Genomic DNA, 17,572 nt, shown 5'->3' with positions numbered 1-17,572 from the left:
TGGTGTTGTAGGCCGGGTAAGCGCAGCGCCACCCGGCAAGCAGTGCCTGATGGCGGCTTCGCCTTATCAGGCCTACGCGGTGTTGTAGGCCCGCTAAGCGCAGTGCCACCCGGCAAGCAATGCCTGATGGCGGCTTCGCCTTATCAGGCCTACGCGGTGTTGTAGGCCGGGTAAGCGTAGCGCCACCCGGCAAACAATGCCTGATGATGGCTTTGCCTTATCAGGCCTGGAGAGTGTGTAACTCAAATCTTCTGCAAGAACGCCAGCAGATCGTTGTTAAGCTGATCCTGATGGGTAACGGCAAAGCCGTGCGGGCCATTGTCATAAACCTTCAATTCGGCACCGGGGATCATCTCGGCTGAAAGCTTACCGGTCGCTTCGAACGGTACCACCTGGTCATTGCTGCCATGAATCACAAGCGTCGGCACATCCACTTTTTTAATGTCTTCGCGGAAGTCGGTTTCTGAGAACGCGGTGACGCAATCAATCGTCCCTTTCAGCGACGCCAGCAGGGCGATATTCAGGGTCTGCGTCAGTACGCCGTCAGACACTTTCTGCCCGGCATTAAGCCCATAAAACGGTGTGGCAAAGTCGCTAATAAACTGCGCGCGATCTTTACGCAGACCCTCTTTGATCTCATCAAAAACGCTCTTATCGACGCCTTCTGGGTGGTCGTCCGTTTTGCCAAAAATAGGCGTAACGGCGCCCAGCAGCGCCAGGCCAGCCACGCGCGAGGTGCCATAACGGCCAATGTAGCGCGCCACGTCGCCGCCGCCCATGGAGAAGCCGACAAGCGTGACATCATGCAGATCCAGCGCGGTGATCAGATCGTTGATGTCGGAGGCAAAGGTATCGTAGTCATAACCGTTCCACGGCTGCTCAGAACGGCCAAAGCCGCGACGGTCAAAGGCGATAACCCGGTAACCACGCTCGGCGAGGAAGTTGAGCTGGCTGTCCCACATATCACCATCCAGCGGCCAGCCGTGGCTGAACAGCACCGGTTTACCTGAACCCCAATCTTTGTAGTAGATCTGCGTTCCATCTTGCGTTTTGATAGTACTCATTGCCTTACCTCATCGTTGAGTGGTGACACATTCTTGCTGGTTATTCATCAATGTTCGTATCGCGGCTGATTCGCCTCGCGTTTCGAATCACTACCGTAAAACTGTAGCAGCCCATCGCGCGCGTGCAGAGCATGCGGATGGAATCGGAGAATACGTAAGGAGATAAGGATGAAGATCAGGCTGGCACAACCCGATGAGGCACCGGCTATCTGGCGCATTCGCAATGCGGCGATTCGCCACGGCTGCAAAGGGATCTATAGCGATGAGGTTATTGCCGCCTGGACGCCGGAGACGATGCCGCAGGGGCAGGTCATGATGATTAACGAGAACCCCTTTTATATCGCGCTATCAGAAGAGGGGCAGCCGGTAGCGACCGGCTTTCTCGATATTGCCACTGGCAGCATCGAGGCCATTTTTACCCTGCCGGAGTGGGAAGGCCACGGGCTGGCAACGCACATTATGGATGCTCTGAAACAGGAGGCACTCAGGCGTGGCTTTAGCCATCTGACGCTTGCGGCAACGCCCAATGCCTGCAACTTCTATCAAAAGCGCGGGTTCACGGTGGTGCGGGAGAGTGTGTATCACTCGAAGCTGGCGGGAGCGGATCTGAAGTGCATTGATATGATCTGTCACCTGAAGGAGCGTGATGATGAGTAACAAAACCGCGGAGGGGATTCTTGCTCTCTATCAGCGCCATGCCGCAGCCTTTGCAGAGCAGCGCTCACGGGCGCTGTTTGAGAAAACGTGGCTGGAGAAGTTCGCGGCACGGTTACCGCCGCAGGGGCGAATAGTGGATATCGGCTGCGGGAACGGTCAGCCCATCGCGGGGTGGCTGATTGCGCAGGGTTTTCAACTGACGGGTGTCGATGGCGCGCCCGCGATGATTGATCGCGCCCGTGAGAATTTCCCCCAGCAACGCTGGCTGTTACAGGATATGCGCCAGCTGTCGCTGGGTGAAACCTTTGACGGGCTTATCGCCTGGGACAGCTTTTTTCATCTGACGCAAGACGATCAAAAGCAGATGTTCACCCGCTTTGAACAGCACAGCCATGCAGGCAGCGTCCTGATGTTTACCAGTGGGCCGGAAGATGGCGAGGCATTCGGCCAGATGGAGGGCGAAACGCTCTATCACGCCAGCCTTGCGCCGCAGATGTATCGCGCACTGATGGCAGAGATTAACTTTGAAGTGGTGGATGTGGTGCTAAACGATCCGCACTGCACCGGGCATTCGGTCTGGCTGGCGCAGCGTAAAGCGTAAGTGGAGAAAAGGGGCGTTTCCGCCCCTGAACGTGCTTATCTGATAATTTTTATGCTCTTCGACAGGGGTTCAATTACCGTCGAAACCATAATAAAGCAGAGCGCGCAGAAGCCGGTCATTGCCATAAACACCGCATCCCAGTTCCAGGTGTCCAGAATCACGCCAACCAGCAGCGGCATACACATTCCGCCGAGCTGCCCGCCCATGTTGATAACGCTGTAGGCCACCGGATAGATCTCTTTACTGGCGCGGCCCATGGCGTAAACGGAGTAGGCCGAGTAGCCCAGCGACAGCATCAGCCCCAGCATAAAGAGCATCAGCGAGAGGACTATTTTGCTCTCCGGTGCATAGACCAGCGAATACATGGTGAAGATAGTGGCGCCGGCGCTTAGCAGCATCAGCGGTTTGCGGCGTTTATTTAACACCCGGTCTGACAGCACGCCGCCGAGAAAATTGCCTAATACCGTACCAAGGAAGGGGGCCGCCGCCAGCACGGCGGAGCTGGTTAAGTCGAAACCGCGTTCGGTGATCAGATATTTGGGTAGCCAGGACATCAGCACGCTGACGATGCCGACCATCGAAAAGTAGCCCAGCGCCACGCCATAGATATCCCAGCAGCGAAACACCTGTTTCGAGGTAGTGAGTTCGTCCACCTGCCTGGTGCGGATCAGCTTATCCAGCCAGCCATATTTCAGCGTGTTCTGTTGCACACTCTGGGTCACTGCCGTCGACTCTTCGCGAATGTACGCTACCTCCTGCGCATTCACGAAGCGGCTCTCTTCCGGCTTGTTACGTACCATGAGATACCAGAACAGCGAGAGCAGGATGCCGGGAATGGCGAAGAAGACAAAGATATAGCGCCAGCCCCAGGTCATGATTATCCAGGCGCAGAGTGCGGGCACAATCAGTGGGCCAAACTTGGATCCCGCGAGAAACAACCCGGTTGCGGTGCCTTTCTCTTTCGCCGGAAACCACTGATTGATGGTGGCCGTTGAGCCAATCACCACCGGCGCTTCGCTGATACCCACCAGGCAGCGCAGCAACTTCAGCAACCAAACACTATTTACCACGCCCATAAAGCCAGTAAATATCGAGGTGAGCAGCATGCCGAGAGCGAAAATATTGCGCATGCCATAGCGTTTAATTAAGTAGCCGGCAGGGATTTGAAAGAAGGCATAACCGGCAAAGAACAGGCTAATAAGCACGCCTGCCATGGTGTTGGAGAGATTAAACTCCTCCTGAATAAACGGGATGGCAAAGCCAATATTGGCGCGATCCGCATTGGCGACGGTGTAGATGACAAAAATAAAGCTCATCACCCACCATCTGTAGTGCGTCATTTTTGGTCTGACTGTTTTGTTATCCATAATAGGTAATTCCGTAGGGTTTATTATTTTTTATCGCCGCAAAAATCAAATTCGCTGTAAGGACGCGCGCGTGAAAGGGCGCTTAAAAGCTGCGGCTCAATGGTTTCCCGTATACCAGAGGCGACGGTTAACAGTGCTTCAAGAGAAATTCCGGTGTTGACGCCCATGCGGTTAAACATATTTACCGCGTCTTCCGTGGCGCAATTTCCCGCAGCGCCTGGAGCGAAAGGACAACCGCCCAGCCCGCCTGCCGCCGTTTCGAAACGCCTGATTCCGTTCTGATAACCGACCAACATATTGGCGAGCGCCATGCCGTGGGTGTTGTGCATATGCAGAGCGAAATCGATGTCCGGAAAGCGCAGCTGCACGCTTTGCAGCACCCGCGCAGTCTGGCGTGGATTAGCAACGCCAATGGTGTCGCACAGGGTGACGCGGCGGATGCCCAGTTGATGGGCGGAGTCGATGATCTCCAGCAGGGTGTTGCTATCCGTTGCGCCAATAAAGGGGCAACCGAACGCTGTCGCCAGCGACAGCGCGATCGTTAATTCCGGCCAGCGGTGGCGAATCGCACGGAGATCCTCCAGTGACTCCTGATGGCTGCGATTGATATTTGCCCGGTTATGCGCCGGGCTGACCGATATCACATAGTTGATGTGCTTAATCTGATGCTGGTGCGCTAACTGCGCGCCTTTACTGTTAGGCACTAATACCCAGGGCGTTATCTGCGGATGTTTAGCCAGCACATGGGCGATAACATCACCGGCATCTGCCATTTGCGGGATCGCTTTCGGGCTGACCAGCGAGGTTATTTCGATCTGGGTTAAGCCTGCGTCAACGAGTTTATCGATGATCAGCGTTTTTAAATCCGTGTCGATAAACGATTTAATATTTTGAAAACCATCGCGCGGGCCTACTTCGGTAATCTGAATAGCTGTTGGCATCGTTATCTCCTTATAAAACGCCTGTCTGAATAAGCTCTGCGATCTTTTCATCGGAGTAGCCCAGCAGCTCTTTTAATACTTCGTGGTTGTGCTGGCCGAGAGTCGGGGCAGGGAAGCGAATCGAGGCTTTCTTATTGGTGAATTTGACCTGGTTTCCGGTCATGGTGATTTTTCCGGCGACCGGATGGTCAATATCGACGAACATCTCGCGCGCTTTGGCAATATGCGGATCTTGCGTGACGCGATCGATGGTATTAATCGGTGCGGCGGGAATACCGGCTTCCAGCAGGCGCTCGACGATGCGGTCAATAGGCAGCGTGCGCGTCCAGGTCTCAATAATAGGTTTCAGTTCTGCATGATGAGTGACGCGATCGATGTTGGTGCGGAATCGTTCATCTTCCAGCGCCGGAATATTGAGCGTCTGTTTCAGCAAGCCAAAGAGTTTGTCGTTGCCGCAGGCGATGATGACGTAGCCATCTTGCGCTTCGAAGGAGTCGTAGGGGTAGATGGCTTCGTAACGGTTGCCGATACGTGTCGGAATACGCCCGGTATTCAGGTAGATGATATTGATGATTTCAAGGGAAGAGACCATCGAATCAACCAGCGCAATATCGACTTTATCGCCAACGCCGGTTTTCAGGCGGTTCGCATAGGCCGCCAGCACGCCGATGGCGCAGCTCATGCCGCCGACGACATCCGCAATCGCCGTGCCGGTACGGGTTGGCGGCGTGTCTTGCCAGCCGGTAGTGCTCATCAGGCCGCTCATTGCCTGGCCGATAATGTCGTAACCCGCGCGCCTGGAGTAGGGACCGGTATGACCAAACCCAGAGACGGCGCCATAAATGATCGCCGGGTTAACTTTGCGCAAATCTTCGTAACCGAGACCGAGTTTTTCCATTACGCCGGGGCGATAATTCTCAAGAACAATATCGCTATTGCGCACCATATCGAGAAAAATAGCACGGCCTTCTTCTGATTTTAAATTAAGTGTGATGCCGCGCTTGTTTCTATTTAAGTTCATAAAGTAGGCGCTTTCGCCATTTATTTGCGGTGCATTAGCGCGTGAATCATCGCCTCTGCCCGGTAATTCGACTTTAATCACATCGGCACCGAAATCGGCCAGCATCATACCGCAATAGGGGCCTGCTAATACGCGCGTTAAATCGAGAACCCGCACGCCAGATAATACACCTGCCTGATGACTCATAATTGATTCCTTTAACGTTAAGAATGAATGCGTGGGTTTTTATTGCACCCATCAAAGAGTAATCAAGATGTATGCCAGAAATGATGTGCATTAATATGATCTTTAACTTGTTGATAATTAATTCTTTTTAAGAATAGTAATGATCTGAATGGCGTAATAGGCTCATAGCAATTGTGTTAGCGATTTCAAATGTGTTATTCAGTTAATAAGATAACAACAAAACAGACTAAAAACATGAAACATAAATCATTGCCAAATTTAGCGTTAATTACGCCTTATCCTTATTTAGCGGATGTCGTAATTGCACAGTGCGCCGGTTTATTTAATTGTCATGTTTATCATGGCAGCCTGGAAAAAGCGGCGACCATTGCGCGCACGCTCGATAAAGAGTATTACGATGTGATCCTGAGCCGGGGCGGAACCGCAGAGTATATTGCCCGCGCGACAGATATTCCTGTCGTCACTATTCAGATGTCGGTTTCTGATTTACTGAAAGCATTAATTCCAGTCCGGGATTGTCAGCGACCGATTGCCTTTTTTAATTACCAGCGCTATTTACCCGATGTTGTATTGCTGGCCTCCTCCCTGAATATCGTTATCGATGAGTTTGTCTTTATTTCTCATGAGGATATGACATTACAACTAGAGCAGTGTTATGCCAGGCACTACACCATCGTGGCGGGGGGATGCCCGGTGACCGAAACGGCACGGCACTATCAGATGCAGGGGATTTTGATTGAAAACGGGGTGGAGTCAGTAAACAGCGCGCTGCGAGAGGCGCTGGCCATCGTTGAGACAACCAGACGCAAAATGCTGGATATGACGCGGCTGGAGATCATTTTGTCCTCCATCACCGAGGGGATTATCGTCACCAATGAAAACAATGATATTCAGCTCTTCAATAAAGCGGCTGAAAACATCATTGGGATAACCGCTCCGCAGGCGCTGGGAAAACAGATTGATGCCATTATTAAAAACACGCGCATTAACCAGGTGCTGCTATCGAAGTCGCCGGAGATCCGCGAACTGCAGGAGCTGGAGAACACCTCAATCATTACCAGCCGCGTACCGATGTTTATGGGAAAAAACTGCATCGGCGTGGTCTGCTCATTTACCGATACGCCGCAGATCCAGAAAGTTGAGCGCATTATTCGCGGCAAATTACAGAAGAAGGGCTTTAATGCCCGCTATACCTTCGATCATATCCTGACTGCCGACAGCGCAATGCAGGCGGTGAAAAAGCTGGCGCAGGTCTATGCGCGAACCGATTCGCCGGTGATGATCTATGGCGAGTCCGGTACCGGTAAGGAGCTGTTTGCCCAAAGTATTCATAACCACAGTAACCGCAAAAGCGGCCCGTTTGTGGCCATCAACTGCGCCGCCATTCCGGAGAGTTTACTGGAGAGCGAACTGTTTGGTTATGAAGGCGGATCCTTCACCGGCGCAAAGCGGGAAGGGAAGGAGGGCCTGATTGAGCTGGCGCATCGGGGCACGCTTTTTCTCGACGAAATCGGCGAGCTGCCATTGCCGATCCAGAGCCGGCTACTGCGCGTTCTTCAGGAGTATGAAATCATGCATATCGGCGGGAAAGATATTATTCCCGTTGATGTGAGAATCATTGGCGCGACCAATCGCGCGCTCTCCAGCATGGCCGGGGAAGGAAGCTTTCGCCGCGATCTCTTTTATCGGCTCAATGTTTTGCCTTTGACCGTACCGCCGCTGCGCGAACGTGCAGGTGATTTCCGTTACCTGGCGAGTAAGTTTTTGTGTGACGCGGCGGCAGAACATCTGCTCGGACAGTTTATCGATTTTTTCGCGGCTTACTCCTGGCCGGGCAACGTGCGCGAGATGCGGTTTATCATTGAACGGCTGGCGCTGCTCTCCGTCGGCTTTCCGCATTACTCATTGCCGGAGATGCTGTCGCTTACCGGATCAACATTTTCCGCTGCGCCAGCGCCGCAACCCAACGCGCCGCTGCAGGTCAATCTGACCAAAGGCTCACTGAAAGAGATCACCAAAGATGTGGAGCGCCAGGTGATACGGTTTTATCTTGACCGGTATCAGCAGAATCAGGAGCAAGCCGCGTCTACGCTGGGCATCAGTAAAATGAGTTTATGGCGAAAGCTGAAGGGGCAAAGCCATTAATCTTGTGGTGGGAAGTTCGTGGAGGAGCGGCGGCTTAAGCGCACAAGCGCCGCAGCAAAGCGGCGCTGGCGTGAGCGATTAACGCTTACGTTTCTTCATCGCCATAATGATAAAAATGACAATCAGTGCACCGCAAATCATTCCTAAAATATGCATCTCTTCCTCATATCTCTCTATAACACCTGTTTTAGGCAAGCAGCGAATTATAGTCAGTAACGCCTTAAGATAATATCTGGCCTCCTATAATTAGGGGGCTGGCCGTATTTATCTTTTATTGCTGATAGTGACGCTGCGTAATTAAACCCCTCTGGTCAGGTTGCTACCAGAAATATTCCGCTTTATGTTTAGTCTTTTCTGACAGAAGGGAAGGTCATGTTCGTTTTATTGCATAAACTGTCGCGGCAGATACCCGCGCTAATTCTATTCTGGTGTATTAACTGGGTCATTACGCTCATTCTTCTCGCCATCGCCAATAAAACCCATCACCCGTCCCTTGTCGGCGCGGCGGTCTGGTTCAATATGCTATGGCTCTGTGCATATATCACCGAATACAGGGGGAGCGCACTGTTTCATGCACAGGAGAGCCAACGTTTGAAGCGTTTTCTGCCGCGCCAGCAATACAGCAAAGTGAAAGTGCTTGTGTCGATGGCGCGAGCAACAACGCTGTTGCTTTCGGCATGTTTTCTGCTGGCGATCGCCCATGCCAGCGCCACTATTGTCTGGTTTTTGGTCGCACTTTGCTGCGCACTGGGCTTCGCTTGTCTGGTGCGTTTCTATTTGCTCTGCACATCGGTATTGTCAAAGCAGGCCGCCTCGCTGCTCGGTAAACTCTGGCCGTTGGTGCTCGCGCTGGTACTTTTTTTCGCAAAAATGTCTGCCAGCGCTATTTTGCTTGAGTCCTGGGATGTTTCCGCCGCGCAAATGCCTTACACCACCTGGTGCCTGACGCTATTTATGGCAGCCTTTATCGCTTTCAATATTGCCTATTTTTTAATTACGGTGATTTCAGGGGTGATGGAAACCAGCGTGCGGCGACGTAAAAAGCGCGTCACACTGCCGATGAGCAGCCAGATATTTTTGGTTGTTGCGTTTGCCTGCGTCATGCCGGGATTAATGATGGCCAATGTCCGTACTCTTGGCGGTGCGCTGATGAATACATTTTATCAATTCGATACGCGCAGCACGTTTCGCTGTGGCGACCGCTATCAGACCATTGATGAACTTGGCGAAAAAGCGCGTTATTTAGCGGTGGGTATTAATCAGTACCGTGGCTTTTTCCTGAAGGACGGGGATTTACACGGCGTGGTCGTGAGATGCACCACTGGTGATAAATTTACCCGTTATCGGGTTTTGAGCCGCGAGGAGCTGGGAGAAGCCAAAGAGAAGGGCGATAAGACCGCGCACTAAGGCTAAAAGGCGCTGCGGGATCGCCTCCCGCAGCCGCCTGGCTACTGCTGATTTTCAGCTTCGCGGAATCAGTGACGAATTTAATAACTGGTTTTTAAACCATGCCGCATTTTATGAAACTGGAGCAAATTATGGACGACAACCAAACGCTGTGCACGAAGCTTCGCGAACGTGAGCGGCAGTTGCATTGCCTGGAAACCCGTAACCAACTCAGCGTGGTCGACGTATTGTTGCATGAACACTTTTTTGAGATTGGTCGCTCAGGTAGGCGTTACGACAGAGCGCAGGTTGTTGACGCGCTGATCAACGACGCGCCGGGAGATGAAATCCACGCGGAGGATTTCGCAGTCACGAAGTTGAGCGAAGGATGCGCGTTACTGACGTATCGTAGTTTTACTCTTAATGCTCAAGGCGAGATCGCCAGACCAACGCTGCGCGCATCGATATGGATAAAAACAGGTGAAGCGTGGCAAATGCAGTTTCATCAGGGTACGCCAGAGGCGTTTTGAAACAACACGGTGATGTTGAAAAAGCCGCAATGGAATACTCTCGTAGCGGCTTTTTAGCATAAGTCATTACACTAACATTTAATTAATGAGTTCAACTGTCGAGACGGTTCCGTAATAAGTTATGTAAAGGAAACTTCCATTTTTAAATTGACCTACAGATGTTGAAACTTTTACTCCATAGATAACGTTTCCTTGTGTTCCGGCTGAATTTACAAATGCATCATATGCTTCCTGATGTTCATTTCTCTTGCGCTCCATAAACCCACGAATTAAGCCTTTATCAGAAATTTCAACAGGATATGTCTTTTCAATAAAGCCATGAATATCAATGACTTTCATGTTTGATGGTAGTGTGTCGGTGCTTAATACTAACATGCTTATATCCTTGTATTTATCAGTGATTTCCTTCTTTCATCTGTTTTCTCAGAACCCGGTTGTGTAAGCACAGGGCTACTGAGCGATAAAAGAGAGAAGAGTTGAGCCATTTGCAGTTAATCAAAAGGAAAATCATACCTAGCAGAGCGGTAATTTGCGGCGTGTAGTTCGTAATATTATCGGCGAGTAATGAGTAAAACGATGAGAAGAAGAAGATAGTGGCTACGATGCCTGTTAACGCAATTAAAAAAAGGTAAATTTTAAAAGCGATAAGGGAGCCTCGCGCGGTGGCAAACATCGTTGTGACGATCAGTATGGCGTAGACTATCGCCGCGCAGAATACTCCGGCTAAGACTTTATACTCCGGTATCATTAACCATTTGAAAATGATAACCGAAACAGCAACTTGCTGCATGGCGTAACAAAAAAGGGCAAATATGGCGCTAATACCTAACGGAATGCCGGTCATATGCATACCGGTCGGCTTACCAAACCGGCTTTTCAAACGAACCCTTAGCTTTTCAAGCTGGTGAGGATCGTGGGTAGCCATTTTTTTGGCAACCACGGTGCTTAAGGCAAGGCTTTTTTTAATGTAGTTCATCATTGAACGCGAACTCAAATCCTCTGGTAATGATTGATTGTATTAAGCCCAAAACGTCTTTTCCAGACATGTATTTTGGTAGGTTTTTTAGGGTATAGCTTCGATACGCCAATGCCCAGTAGTAATGCTAACGAACCGTGTGAGGCTAACACCAAGTTATAACGCATATACATTCTGCCTACAGTTCACCCAATTTAGGCAGGGCTCGGCGGTAAAATGGCTTATGGATGCAGAATGGCATTAGTGTCATGGTGATTCATAGCATCCATCGTAGTGGCAAAAAGCCAGAATCTACCTCCCTCTGCTTTGGTGCGTATAATGTATATTATGTTAAATGATGTATTTGGTTATCCATCCAGACTCTCAGTTGTCTCAAGCTTATCGCCCCGGCCATGTTGTCCCCTGCTCCACTCATCCTTACGGTCGGCAATGAGCAAACCTCATATCAGCCGACTGGTTACGCGCTCCATACTCCATTGCGATCAAAGCTGCTTCTCTTTGCAGAAACCGCTTCACCGTTATCACCATAAAAAAGCCGGGAAAATCCCCGGCTCTTTTTTGCGTATCTTCAGAGAATGCCCATCTTCCTGGTCTCATCGATCCAGGGCCTGAACTCTTCCAACAAGTTGTCATAGAGTTTTTCGTCACTCATAGTGCCGAAATCATCCATCGCAAAGAAATCGGTGTTATCTACCCGGCGATCGGTAAAGTCATCCAGATTTTCGAGAATGCCGTAGTTCGAACCGCCAAGGCCGACGAACTTCCAGAAGATCGGATAGTTTGCGGAGCGACGAATCGCCTCTTTAATCTCGCGCGTCTTGCTGATGCCGCCATCGGTAATGAAGACCACGTAAACCGGCAGTTTGGACTCTTTGAAGTAGTCGACGATCTCTTCCATCACCGGCGGCTCATTATTCACACCGCCCAGCCCCGGCAGGATCTCAAACATCGTACGCTTGCCGTTCTTGCGTATTGTCTCGACGTAATCGTCAAGATTATCCAGCGTGACGTTCGGGTATTTTTTATGTTTCTTGCCGAACGCCCACAGATCCATCTCGCCGTCATCATCAAACTGAACGGCAAGCACTGCGATGCGATCGAGTACAGCCTGGACGTTACCTTTGTTAAATTGCCCGCTCATTGAGCCGGAAGCATCCAGAACAAACGCAACGCTTGCCTGCAGCGTATCCAGTTTATTCTTCGTCAGGCTGACCGTGGCTTTCTTCGCCAGGCTAACCAGCCGCGGCGATGTATCTTGCAGCTTTTTCTCGAGGCTAATGCGCGTCGGCGCTGGCGCTGAAGGTTGCGCGGCTGGCTGGGCAACATCAACACCATAGCTGACGGCTAATGGTTCAAGCCCGCCGTTAAAGCCCTGCCCCATTGCACGTAATTTCCAGGCGCTATTGTGGCGATAGACTTCAGCCAGAATGATCGCTTTTTCGCTGCGTCCTGCGGTTTCAACGTGAAAATCCGCAATGCCCTGAGCCTCAATGCTTAACTGGCTCAGGGCATCAATGCTTTCGCTGCCGTCAATGACGACCGTGATGCTAATCTTGCTGACGCTTGCGGGAACACGATCGAGCGCGATCGTGACGCTGGACTGCTGCTGCCCGAGCGCCAGTTTGACCGCGCCCTCCGCAGAGGTGAGATTATTGAAGAAGATAAAGTCGGCATCGCCGCTCACTTTTCCCCCGGCATTGAGCATAAACAGACAGGTATCGACTTCGCTCTTAAACCCTGCCCGTCCCGTGTAGTTGAGGTTCAGAGTGATGAGGTTCTCCGCCAGCGGCGTGTTTTGTCCCGGTTGTAATCTCATACGTGTTGTCCTTATCAATAACCCTGCTCCCTGCCCTCAGACATGCGGGTGTGCCTGAAGCGCTGAAGCGGATTCATCTCTTTTGCGTCGTTAAGGAAGTGATAGCGCGGATGCCACAATAGCCATAAAAATTGTAAACGCGGCAACGCTTTAAATATAAGAAGCAAATAAAAACCCCGGCTTACTCTCCGGGGTTTTATATTTTTATAGCGTTTAGATATTAACGCCATGTTGGGAAGCAAGCGCAGCCAGACCGCCCGCGAAGCCCTGCCCAACGGCTTTGAATTTCCACTCTGCGCCGTGGCGATAGAGTTCGCCAAAGATCATCGCAGTTTCAGTGGACGCATCTTCAGAGAGATCGAAGCGAGCAATTTCAGTGCCGTTGTCGTTGTTGTAAACGCGCATGAAGCTGTTGCTCACCATACCGAAGTTCTGTTTACGCGCTTCGGCTTCATAGATGGTTACCGCGAACACCAGTTTTTTGATGTCAGCAGAAACTTTGGTCAGATCGATTTTGACCTGCTCATCATCACCGTCGCCTTCGCCGGTACGGTTGTCACCCTGGTGCTCGATTGCGCCGTCAGGACTGGTTTTGTTGTTGAAGAAGATGAAATGGGCGTCTGACAGCACTTTACCGTCATCACCAACTGCGAATACGGAGGCGTCCAGGTCGAAACCCTGACCGTCAGTTACACGTGCATCCCAACCCAGACCGACCATGGCGATATTCATGGTAGGTGCTTCTTTAGTCAGAGATACGTTACCGCCTTTAACGAGAGAAACTGCCATTTTTAGCTCCTGCTAACAGTTGTGTTTGGGCTGAATAATCAGCCCATGTATGAGATCAAGATGCGTTGATGCCGTACTGAGCACAAACGGATGCCAGGCCACCAGCATAACCCTGGCCGACCGCGCGGAATTTCCACTCGCCATTGTGGCGATAGAGTTCACCAAACAGCATCGCGGTTTCGGTTGAGGCATCTTCGGTCAGATCGTAGCGAGCCACTTCAGTCTGGTTATCATCATTAACCAGGCGAATGAACGCGCCGGAAACCTGGCCGAAGCTCTGGCGACGCGCCTGCGCGTCATGAATTGTCACCACGAAGATGATTTTGTCGACGTCAGACGGCACCGCATCCAGTTTGATTTTCAGCGATTCATCATCACCGTCGCCCTCACCGGTGCGGTTATCACCGGTATGGGTTACGGAGCCGTCAGAAGAGGTTAAGTTGTTATAAAAAATGAAATCGGCGTCACCGCGCACTTTGCCGTTAGCGGCCAGCAGAAAAGCTGACGCATCCAGGTCAAAGTCCTGACCATCAGTCGAGCGCGCATCCCAGCCAAGGCCCACCAGGACATTTTTCATTGACGGCGCGGCTTTACTCAGGGATACGTTCCCACCTTTGGAAAGAGAAACACTCATAAAATAACCTCTCAAATTGTTGTGGATTTAGCGTAATACGTGAGGGGATTAACTCCCCTTTTCCTCTGAATCGGGTTTCGCCGGGAACATCACGCTGGCGATAATGCCCAGCGCCAACACACCCAGTACAACATACAGGCTGGTCGTCGCCGAAATGCTGTAGCCATGGTGCCAGATGTGGTCGGTGGCATTGAGGCCAAGCTTCGCTGCGATAAAGAACAGCAGAACGATAACCGCCTTCTCCAGATGAACCAGGTACTGCTTCAGCGCTTCGAGCACGAAGTAGAGCGTACGCAGGCCGAGGATAGCAAACATCATGGCGCTATAAACAATCAGCGGTTCACGGCTAACAGCAATAATGGCCGGGACAGAGTCGAATGCAAACATAACATCCGAAAGTTCAACGACGGCCACACACAGGAACAGCGGTGTTGCATACAGGGCGGCTTTCTTACCGCGGCCGATGGTCACATCACTGTTTTCTGGTTTTGCCAGTTCCGCATCCACTTCCTTCTGATTAAGCAGGAAGGCATGACCCTTCAGCTTTGGCCAGATCGGGAAGAAGCGTTTCACCATGCGGTACGCCAGATGCTGGGAGTAGTCCTCGATTTCATCATCGTCGTCGCCGCTTTTCAGCATCATCACCGCAGTCCAGGCCACAATAATGGCGAAAACCACTTCAACGTATGGACCAAGGCTCAGCAGGCTGGTACCAATTGCAACGAAAATACCCCTGAACACGATGGCACCAATTACGCCCCAGTAAAGCACGCGGTGACGGTAACGATCCGGCACGGCGAACCAGGAGAAGATGGCCATCATCACGAACAGGTTATCGACGGAGAGCACTTTCTCCAGCGCGTAACCGGTCACAAACAGGCTGGCGACTTCCGCGCCGTGATGAATATAGAGGAAACCGGCAAATGCCATCGCAACCGCAACCCAGAAGAGCGACCAGAGCGCGGCACTCTTCAGGGATATTGGCTTGTCGTCACGGTGCATAAACAAGTCAATAAAGATGGCACCGACTGAGAGCGCGATAAAAACAATAACTGTTTCAGTCGGAAAACCGATGTGTGTTGAAACCATAATTTACCCTTAGGGATGCAGATCAGAGGCCAAATTCAGCCGGGTCGAAGCCCAGCGCGAGAGCAATTTCGCGCACGGCAGTTTTCTCATCCTGGTCAAAGTTGCCGTCACTTTTCGCAACAGCAATACCAACACGCAGAGCCAGCTGCGCGGCTTCCGGTTGATCTTTTAACGCCAGGATGTATTTCATGGTTTCGCCTTTACCGATTTCGATATCGAAATCAAAGCTCGAGACCAGTTTGTTAAAGAACTCGATCACCTCATTGGTATCGAACACTTTCAGTTCTTCGGAAGAGCGCAGAAAGCCCATCATCTTCTGCTTCTCTTCAGAGCTTACGCCGTCGCTGGAGACGGCAATCCGCGCGCAGACCGCCACGGTGCCCTGCATAAATTTTTTGTTTTTGAAACGGCCAACCTGTCGGGTCAGTTCATCACGACTGGAGTTGATGGCGCCTTTTACTTTGTCAAAAAAACTCATAGTGGTGTCCTTTATTGCTGTGTTATTTAGAGCCGGCACTCCAGCGAAACCCCCAGCCAAATGCCCGGTCCATCTCATCCTGGCCTTTGAAGTACTGGTTAATTCGCTCGACTTTGATTGCCCCGTTTTCGTTTACCAGCCTGGCGATAGCGCACAGCGTGCGGCGGTTTTCACCTTCGGTAAGACGTGTCTCGATGGGCGGTTGATCCGGCATATGGATCGTGACAACACCATCCGTCTTATCCCAGCTCGGCACGCCCTGGTAGATAAAAGCGTAGATCAGGACTTCACGGATCTGCTTCCATTCACGGCCATTAATGTGTAACCACTCGCCATCCGACACTTCACCGGTACGATCGTCGCCCTGTAACTGAACGTACGGCTCGCCCTGATAGTTGCCGAAGGCGTTACCGAGCGCCTGGATAACCGACTTATAGCCATCCTGCAGCTCAACAAACGCGCCAAGATCGAGATCGATGCCCTTCGCGCCGAAAATGCCGGCCAGACCCGATTTTCCGTTGCCACGGTGCCAGTTGAGGTTAATGCGGATCTCGCCAAAGTTATCCCGTTTGGTCAGGCTGATCGCCGGTTTCTCTTTGGTGAGCGACACTTTGCTCAGGCTGATTTTGCTCTCTTTCGGCGGAGCCGGAGGCGCCACAGGCGGTGCGGGTGGCGGCGAAACTGGCGCTGGCGCAGGATCGTCGGCGATGTTGACACCGAAATGCTCCGCCAGCGGTTTCAGGCCGCCGTTAAAACCCTGCGCGACAAAGCGGAATTTCCACTCGTCGTTACGGCGATAGAATTCGCCCAGGATCAGCGCGGCTTCCTGACGACCATTGACATCGACAACGCCGCTCACCACGCTGGTTGCGCCCTGCTCTACATCAATAGTCAGCGTGCGCAGCCCGGCAACCGTCTGCCCGCCGTCACAGGTGACGGTAAAAGCGACCTTCTGAACATCAGGCTTCAGGCGGTTAAGTGCCACAGTAAAGGTGGAGTACTGGCCTTCGCTGGCGAGGCTGATTGAGCCATCGTCGTTACGCGGCTGGCCGTAGAAGACCATATCCGCATCGCCCTGCACTTTACCGCTGGCATAGAGGCGAAACGCTGAGGCATCAACCGCGCCGCCAGAGGTGACGCGAACCCGAAGCTCTTGTGCTGGAATGGGGGCATTGCCCCCCGGCGTCAGGTTCATTAGCGTACGACCGTTGCGACGATATCAGTATGCATATCGTCAATGGTGCGACCGCGGCAGGCGTGACCGTGGGCCGTAAAGTCCCAGTTGCCGCCGTTACGGCGCAGCGAGGAGATAACAATACCGGTGTGGGAGCCCTGCTCGGTCAGTTTGTAGCGGGCAAGCTCTTTGCCAGACTGATCGACCACGCGGCAGAACGCATTTTCAACGTCATTAAAGGTCTGGCCACGGAAGCTGTTTACCGTGAACGCGAGGTATTCAACGTTGGAAGGTAACCGGGTGAGATTAACGGTGATGACCTCATCATCGCCATCGCCTTCCCCGGTGAGGTTGTCACCGCTGTGGACGACGGAGCCGCAGCTGGAGGTCAGTTTGCGAAACCAGATGGTGTCGATGGTATTGCCGGAGCTGTCCATCAATACGCAGCCCGCATCGAGATCGATAGAGTCGCTGCCGCTAAACAGCCCGCCGAACAGGCTCTTTTTCTTAATCGGATCCCAACCGAGACCAAACTGAAGCTGACTGAGTGCCGAAGATTGTTTGCTGAGTGATACCGTCTGGTTCTTCGTTAATGAAACCATGCTTTGTTCCTTAAATTGGTAATGGTCATGACAATCAAAGGTAGGCTAATCGCGAACGAAAAAAATCATATCATGATGAAGTTCTCTGACAAGGTAAATATTGGTAGGTTTTGGCG

Annotated in this window: 18 protein-coding genes; 5 read left to right on the top strand and 13 right to left on the bottom strand. The window is 51.8% G+C overall.

Annotation, left to right across the window (positions count from 1 at the left end):
* Positions 1–242 precede the first annotated feature (242 nt).
* Positions 243–1,064 carry an alpha/beta fold hydrolase gene (locus ABIC80_RS06080; RefSeq protein ID WP_076769836.1) on the bottom strand — a complete coding sequence of 274 codons (822 nt, stop codon included), beginning with the start codon at positions 1,062–1,064 and terminating at the stop codon, positions 243–245.
* 168 nt (positions 1,065–1,232) lie between these two features.
* On the opposite strand from ABIC80_RS06080, the gene ABIC80_RS06075 reads away from it, so the two are divergent.
* Both ABIC80_RS06075 and ABIC80_RS06070 read left to right on the top strand, forming a co-directional pair.
* Positions 1,233–1,721, top strand: a complete 489-nt coding sequence (locus ABIC80_RS06075) for a GNAT family N-acetyltransferase (protein WP_429176034.1) — start codon at positions 1,233–1,235, stop codon at positions 1,719–1,721.
* Entirely contained in the window at positions 1,714–2,322 is a 609-nt protein-coding gene (locus ABIC80_RS06070; protein ID WP_429176490.1) for a class I SAM-dependent methyltransferase, read from the top strand. Before ABIC80_RS06075 ends, ABIC80_RS06070 begins: the two co-directional genes overlap by 8 nt.
* Before the next feature lie 35 nt (positions 2,323–2,357).
* On the opposite strand, the gene ABIC80_RS06065 is transcribed toward ABIC80_RS06070, so the two are convergent.
* From ABIC80_RS06065 to ABIC80_RS06055, 3 genes are read right to left on the bottom strand one after another with little or no spacing between them, the layout of a single operon-like run.
* Positions 2,358–3,689, bottom strand: coding sequence for an MFS transporter (locus ABIC80_RS06065; protein ID WP_312423829.1), 1,332 nt, complete (start codon positions 3,687–3,689; stop codon positions 2,358–2,360).
* A 23-nt stretch (positions 3,690–3,712) separates the two neighbouring features.
* The gene (locus ABIC80_RS06060) at positions 3,713–4,630 is read right to left on the bottom strand and encodes a hydroxymethylglutaryl-CoA lyase (protein WP_429176032.1); all 918 of its coding nucleotides are present in this window, start codon (positions 4,628–4,630) and stop codon (positions 3,713–3,715) included.
* A 10-nt stretch (positions 4,631–4,640) separates the two neighbouring features.
* Positions 4,641–5,837: a CaiB/BaiF CoA transferase family protein gene (locus tag ABIC80_RS06055; RefSeq protein ID WP_429176031.1), complete on the bottom strand. Its 1,197-nt coding sequence runs from the start codon at positions 5,835–5,837 to the stop codon at positions 4,641–4,643.
* A gap of 234 nt (positions 5,838–6,071) precedes the next feature.
* Between ABIC80_RS06055 and ABIC80_RS06050 the strand changes: the two genes are divergently transcribed.
* The 3 genes from ABIC80_RS06050 (at position 6,072) to ABIC80_RS06040 (ending at position 9,898) form a co-directional block, all read left to right on the top strand.
* The gene (locus ABIC80_RS06050; protein ID WP_429176029.1) at positions 6,072–7,982 is read left to right on the top strand and encodes a sigma 54-interacting transcriptional regulator; all 1,911 of its coding nucleotides are present in this window, start codon (positions 6,072–6,074) and stop codon (positions 7,980–7,982) included.
* A gap of 372 nt (positions 7,983–8,354) precedes the next feature.
* Entirely contained in the window at positions 8,355–9,389 is a 1,035-nt protein-coding gene (locus tag ABIC80_RS06045) for a hypothetical protein (RefSeq protein WP_429176028.1), read from the top strand.
* Positions 9,390–9,520: 131 nt separating this feature from the next.
* Positions 9,521–9,898, top strand: coding sequence for a DUF4440 domain-containing protein (locus tag ABIC80_RS06040; RefSeq protein WP_429176025.1), 378 nt, complete (start codon positions 9,521–9,523; stop codon positions 9,896–9,898).
* Between the two features lie 78 nt (positions 9,899–9,976).
* On the opposite strand, the gene ABIC80_RS06035 is transcribed toward ABIC80_RS06040, so the two are convergent.
* From ABIC80_RS06035 to ABIC80_RS05995, 9 genes are all read right to left on the bottom strand, one after another.
* The gene (locus ABIC80_RS06035) at positions 9,977–10,273 is read right to left on the bottom strand and encodes a hypothetical protein (RefSeq protein WP_429176023.1); all 297 of its coding nucleotides are present in this window, start codon (positions 10,271–10,273) and stop codon (positions 9,977–9,979) included.
* Between the two features lie 19 nt (positions 10,274–10,292).
* Positions 10,293–10,877, bottom strand: a complete 585-nt coding sequence (locus ABIC80_RS06030) for a hypothetical protein (protein ID WP_429176020.1) — start codon at positions 10,875–10,877, stop codon at positions 10,293–10,295.
* A 565-nt stretch (positions 10,878–11,442) separates the two neighbouring features.
* Positions 11,443–12,690: a vWA domain-containing protein gene (locus ABIC80_RS06025; protein ID WP_429176017.1), complete on the bottom strand. Its 1,248-nt coding sequence runs from the start codon at positions 12,688–12,690 to the stop codon at positions 11,443–11,445.
* A 213-nt stretch (positions 12,691–12,903) separates the two neighbouring features.
* Positions 12,904–13,479 carry a TerD family protein gene (locus ABIC80_RS06020; RefSeq protein ID WP_023478842.1) on the bottom strand — a complete coding sequence of 192 codons (576 nt, stop codon included), beginning with the start codon at positions 13,477–13,479 and terminating at the stop codon, positions 12,904–12,906.
* Between the two features lie 55 nt (positions 13,480–13,534).
* On the bottom strand, positions 13,535–14,113 hold the full coding sequence (gene terD / locus ABIC80_RS06015; protein WP_000116676.1) for a tellurium resistance membrane protein TerD: 579 nt from the start codon (positions 14,111–14,113) through the stop codon (positions 13,535–13,537).
* Positions 14,114–14,161: 48 nt separating this feature from the next.
* Positions 14,162–15,202 carry a tellurium resistance membrane protein TerC gene (gene terC, locus ABIC80_RS06010; RefSeq protein ID WP_023478822.1) on the bottom strand — a complete coding sequence of 347 codons (1,041 nt, stop codon included), beginning with the start codon at positions 15,200–15,202 and terminating at the stop codon, positions 14,162–14,164.
* Between the two features lie 22 nt (positions 15,203–15,224).
* Entirely contained in the window at positions 15,225–15,680 is a 456-nt protein-coding gene (locus ABIC80_RS06005) for a tellurite resistance TerB family protein (protein ID WP_042715814.1), read from the bottom strand.
* Positions 15,681–15,702: 22 nt separating this feature from the next.
* Positions 15,703–16,875 (bottom strand): TerD family protein, encoded by a 1,173-nt coding sequence (locus ABIC80_RS06000; protein ID WP_429176016.1) that lies wholly within the window; start codon positions 16,873–16,875, stop codon positions 15,703–15,705.
* On the bottom strand, positions 16,875–17,456 hold the full coding sequence (locus ABIC80_RS05995) for a TerD family protein (RefSeq protein WP_429176014.1): 582 nt from the start codon (positions 17,454–17,456) through the stop codon (positions 16,875–16,877). The genes ABIC80_RS06000 and ABIC80_RS05995 overlap by 1 nt, the downstream gene beginning before the upstream one ends.
* Positions 17,457–17,572: the final 116 nt, after the last annotated feature.

Source organism: Kosakonia sp. 1610 (genome assembly GCF_050435845.1).
Classification (GTDB): domain Bacteria; phylum Pseudomonadota; class Gammaproteobacteria; order Enterobacterales; family Enterobacteriaceae; genus Kosakonia; species Kosakonia cowanii.
The sequence above is the reverse complement of the archived record's forward strand: the minus strand, read 5'-3'. Positions and strand labels throughout refer to the sequence as shown.

What these genes read in the sequence shown, in the direction of transcription:
- ABIC80_RS06075 (WP_429176034.1), top strand. Translation starts at nt 1,233, where the DNA reads ATGAAGATCAGGCTGGCACAACCCGATGAGGCACCGGCTATCTGGCGC.
- ABIC80_RS06060 (WP_429176032.1), bottom strand. Translation starts at nt 4,630, where the DNA reads ATGCCAACAGCTATTCAGATTACCGAAGTAGGCCCGCGCGATGGTTTT.
- terD (WP_000116676.1), bottom strand. Translation starts at nt 14,113, where the DNA reads ATGAGTGTTTCTCTTTCCAAAGGTGGGAACGTATCCCTGAGTAAAGCC.
- ABIC80_RS06055 (WP_429176031.1), bottom strand. Translation starts at nt 5,837, where the DNA reads ATGAGTCATCAGGCAGGTGTATTATCTGGCGTGCGGGTTCTCGATTTA.
- ABIC80_RS05995 (WP_429176014.1), bottom strand. Translation starts at nt 17,456, where the DNA reads ATGGTTTCATTAACGAAGAACCAGACGGTATCACTCAGCAAACAATCT.
- ABIC80_RS06030 (WP_429176020.1), bottom strand. Translation starts at nt 10,877, where the DNA reads ATGATGAACTACATTAAAAAAAGCCTTGCCTTAAGCACCGTGGTTGCC.
- ABIC80_RS06050 (WP_429176029.1), top strand. Translation starts at nt 6,072, where the DNA reads ATGAAACATAAATCATTGCCAAATTTAGCGTTAATTACGCCTTATCCT.
- ABIC80_RS06000 (WP_429176016.1), bottom strand. Translation starts at nt 16,875, where the DNA reads ATGAACCTGACGCCGGGGGGCAATGCCCCCATTCCAGCACAAGAGCTT.
- ABIC80_RS06025 (WP_429176017.1), bottom strand. Translation starts at nt 12,690, where the DNA reads ATGAGATTACAACCGGGACAAAACACGCCGCTGGCGGAGAACCTCATC.
- ABIC80_RS06065 (WP_312423829.1), bottom strand. Translation starts at nt 3,689, where the DNA reads ATGGATAACAAAACAGTCAGACCAAAAATGACGCACTACAGATGGTGG.
- ABIC80_RS06080 (WP_076769836.1), bottom strand. Translation starts at nt 1,064, where the DNA reads ATGAGTACTATCAAAACGCAAGATGGAACGCAGATCTACTACAAAGAT.
- ABIC80_RS06045 (WP_429176028.1), top strand. Translation starts at nt 8,355, where the DNA reads ATGTTCGTTTTATTGCATAAACTGTCGCGGCAGATACCCGCGCTAATT.
- ABIC80_RS06020 (WP_023478842.1), bottom strand. Translation starts at nt 13,479, where the DNA reads ATGGCAGTTTCTCTCGTTAAAGGCGGTAACGTATCTCTGACTAAAGAA.
- ABIC80_RS06040 (WP_429176025.1), top strand. Translation starts at nt 9,521, where the DNA reads ATGGACGACAACCAAACGCTGTGCACGAAGCTTCGCGAACGTGAGCGG.
- ABIC80_RS06035 (WP_429176023.1), bottom strand. Translation starts at nt 10,273, where the DNA reads ATGTTAGTATTAAGCACCGACACACTACCATCAAACATGAAAGTCATT.
- ABIC80_RS06070 (WP_429176490.1), top strand. Translation starts at nt 1,714, where the DNA reads ATGAGTAACAAAACCGCGGAGGGGATTCTTGCTCTCTATCAGCGCCAT.
- terC (WP_023478822.1), bottom strand. Translation starts at nt 15,202, where the DNA reads ATGGTTTCAACACACATCGGTTTTCCGACTGAAACAGTTATTGTTTTT.
- ABIC80_RS06005 (WP_042715814.1), bottom strand. Translation starts at nt 15,680, where the DNA reads ATGAGTTTTTTTGACAAAGTAAAAGGCGCCATCAACTCCAGTCGTGAT.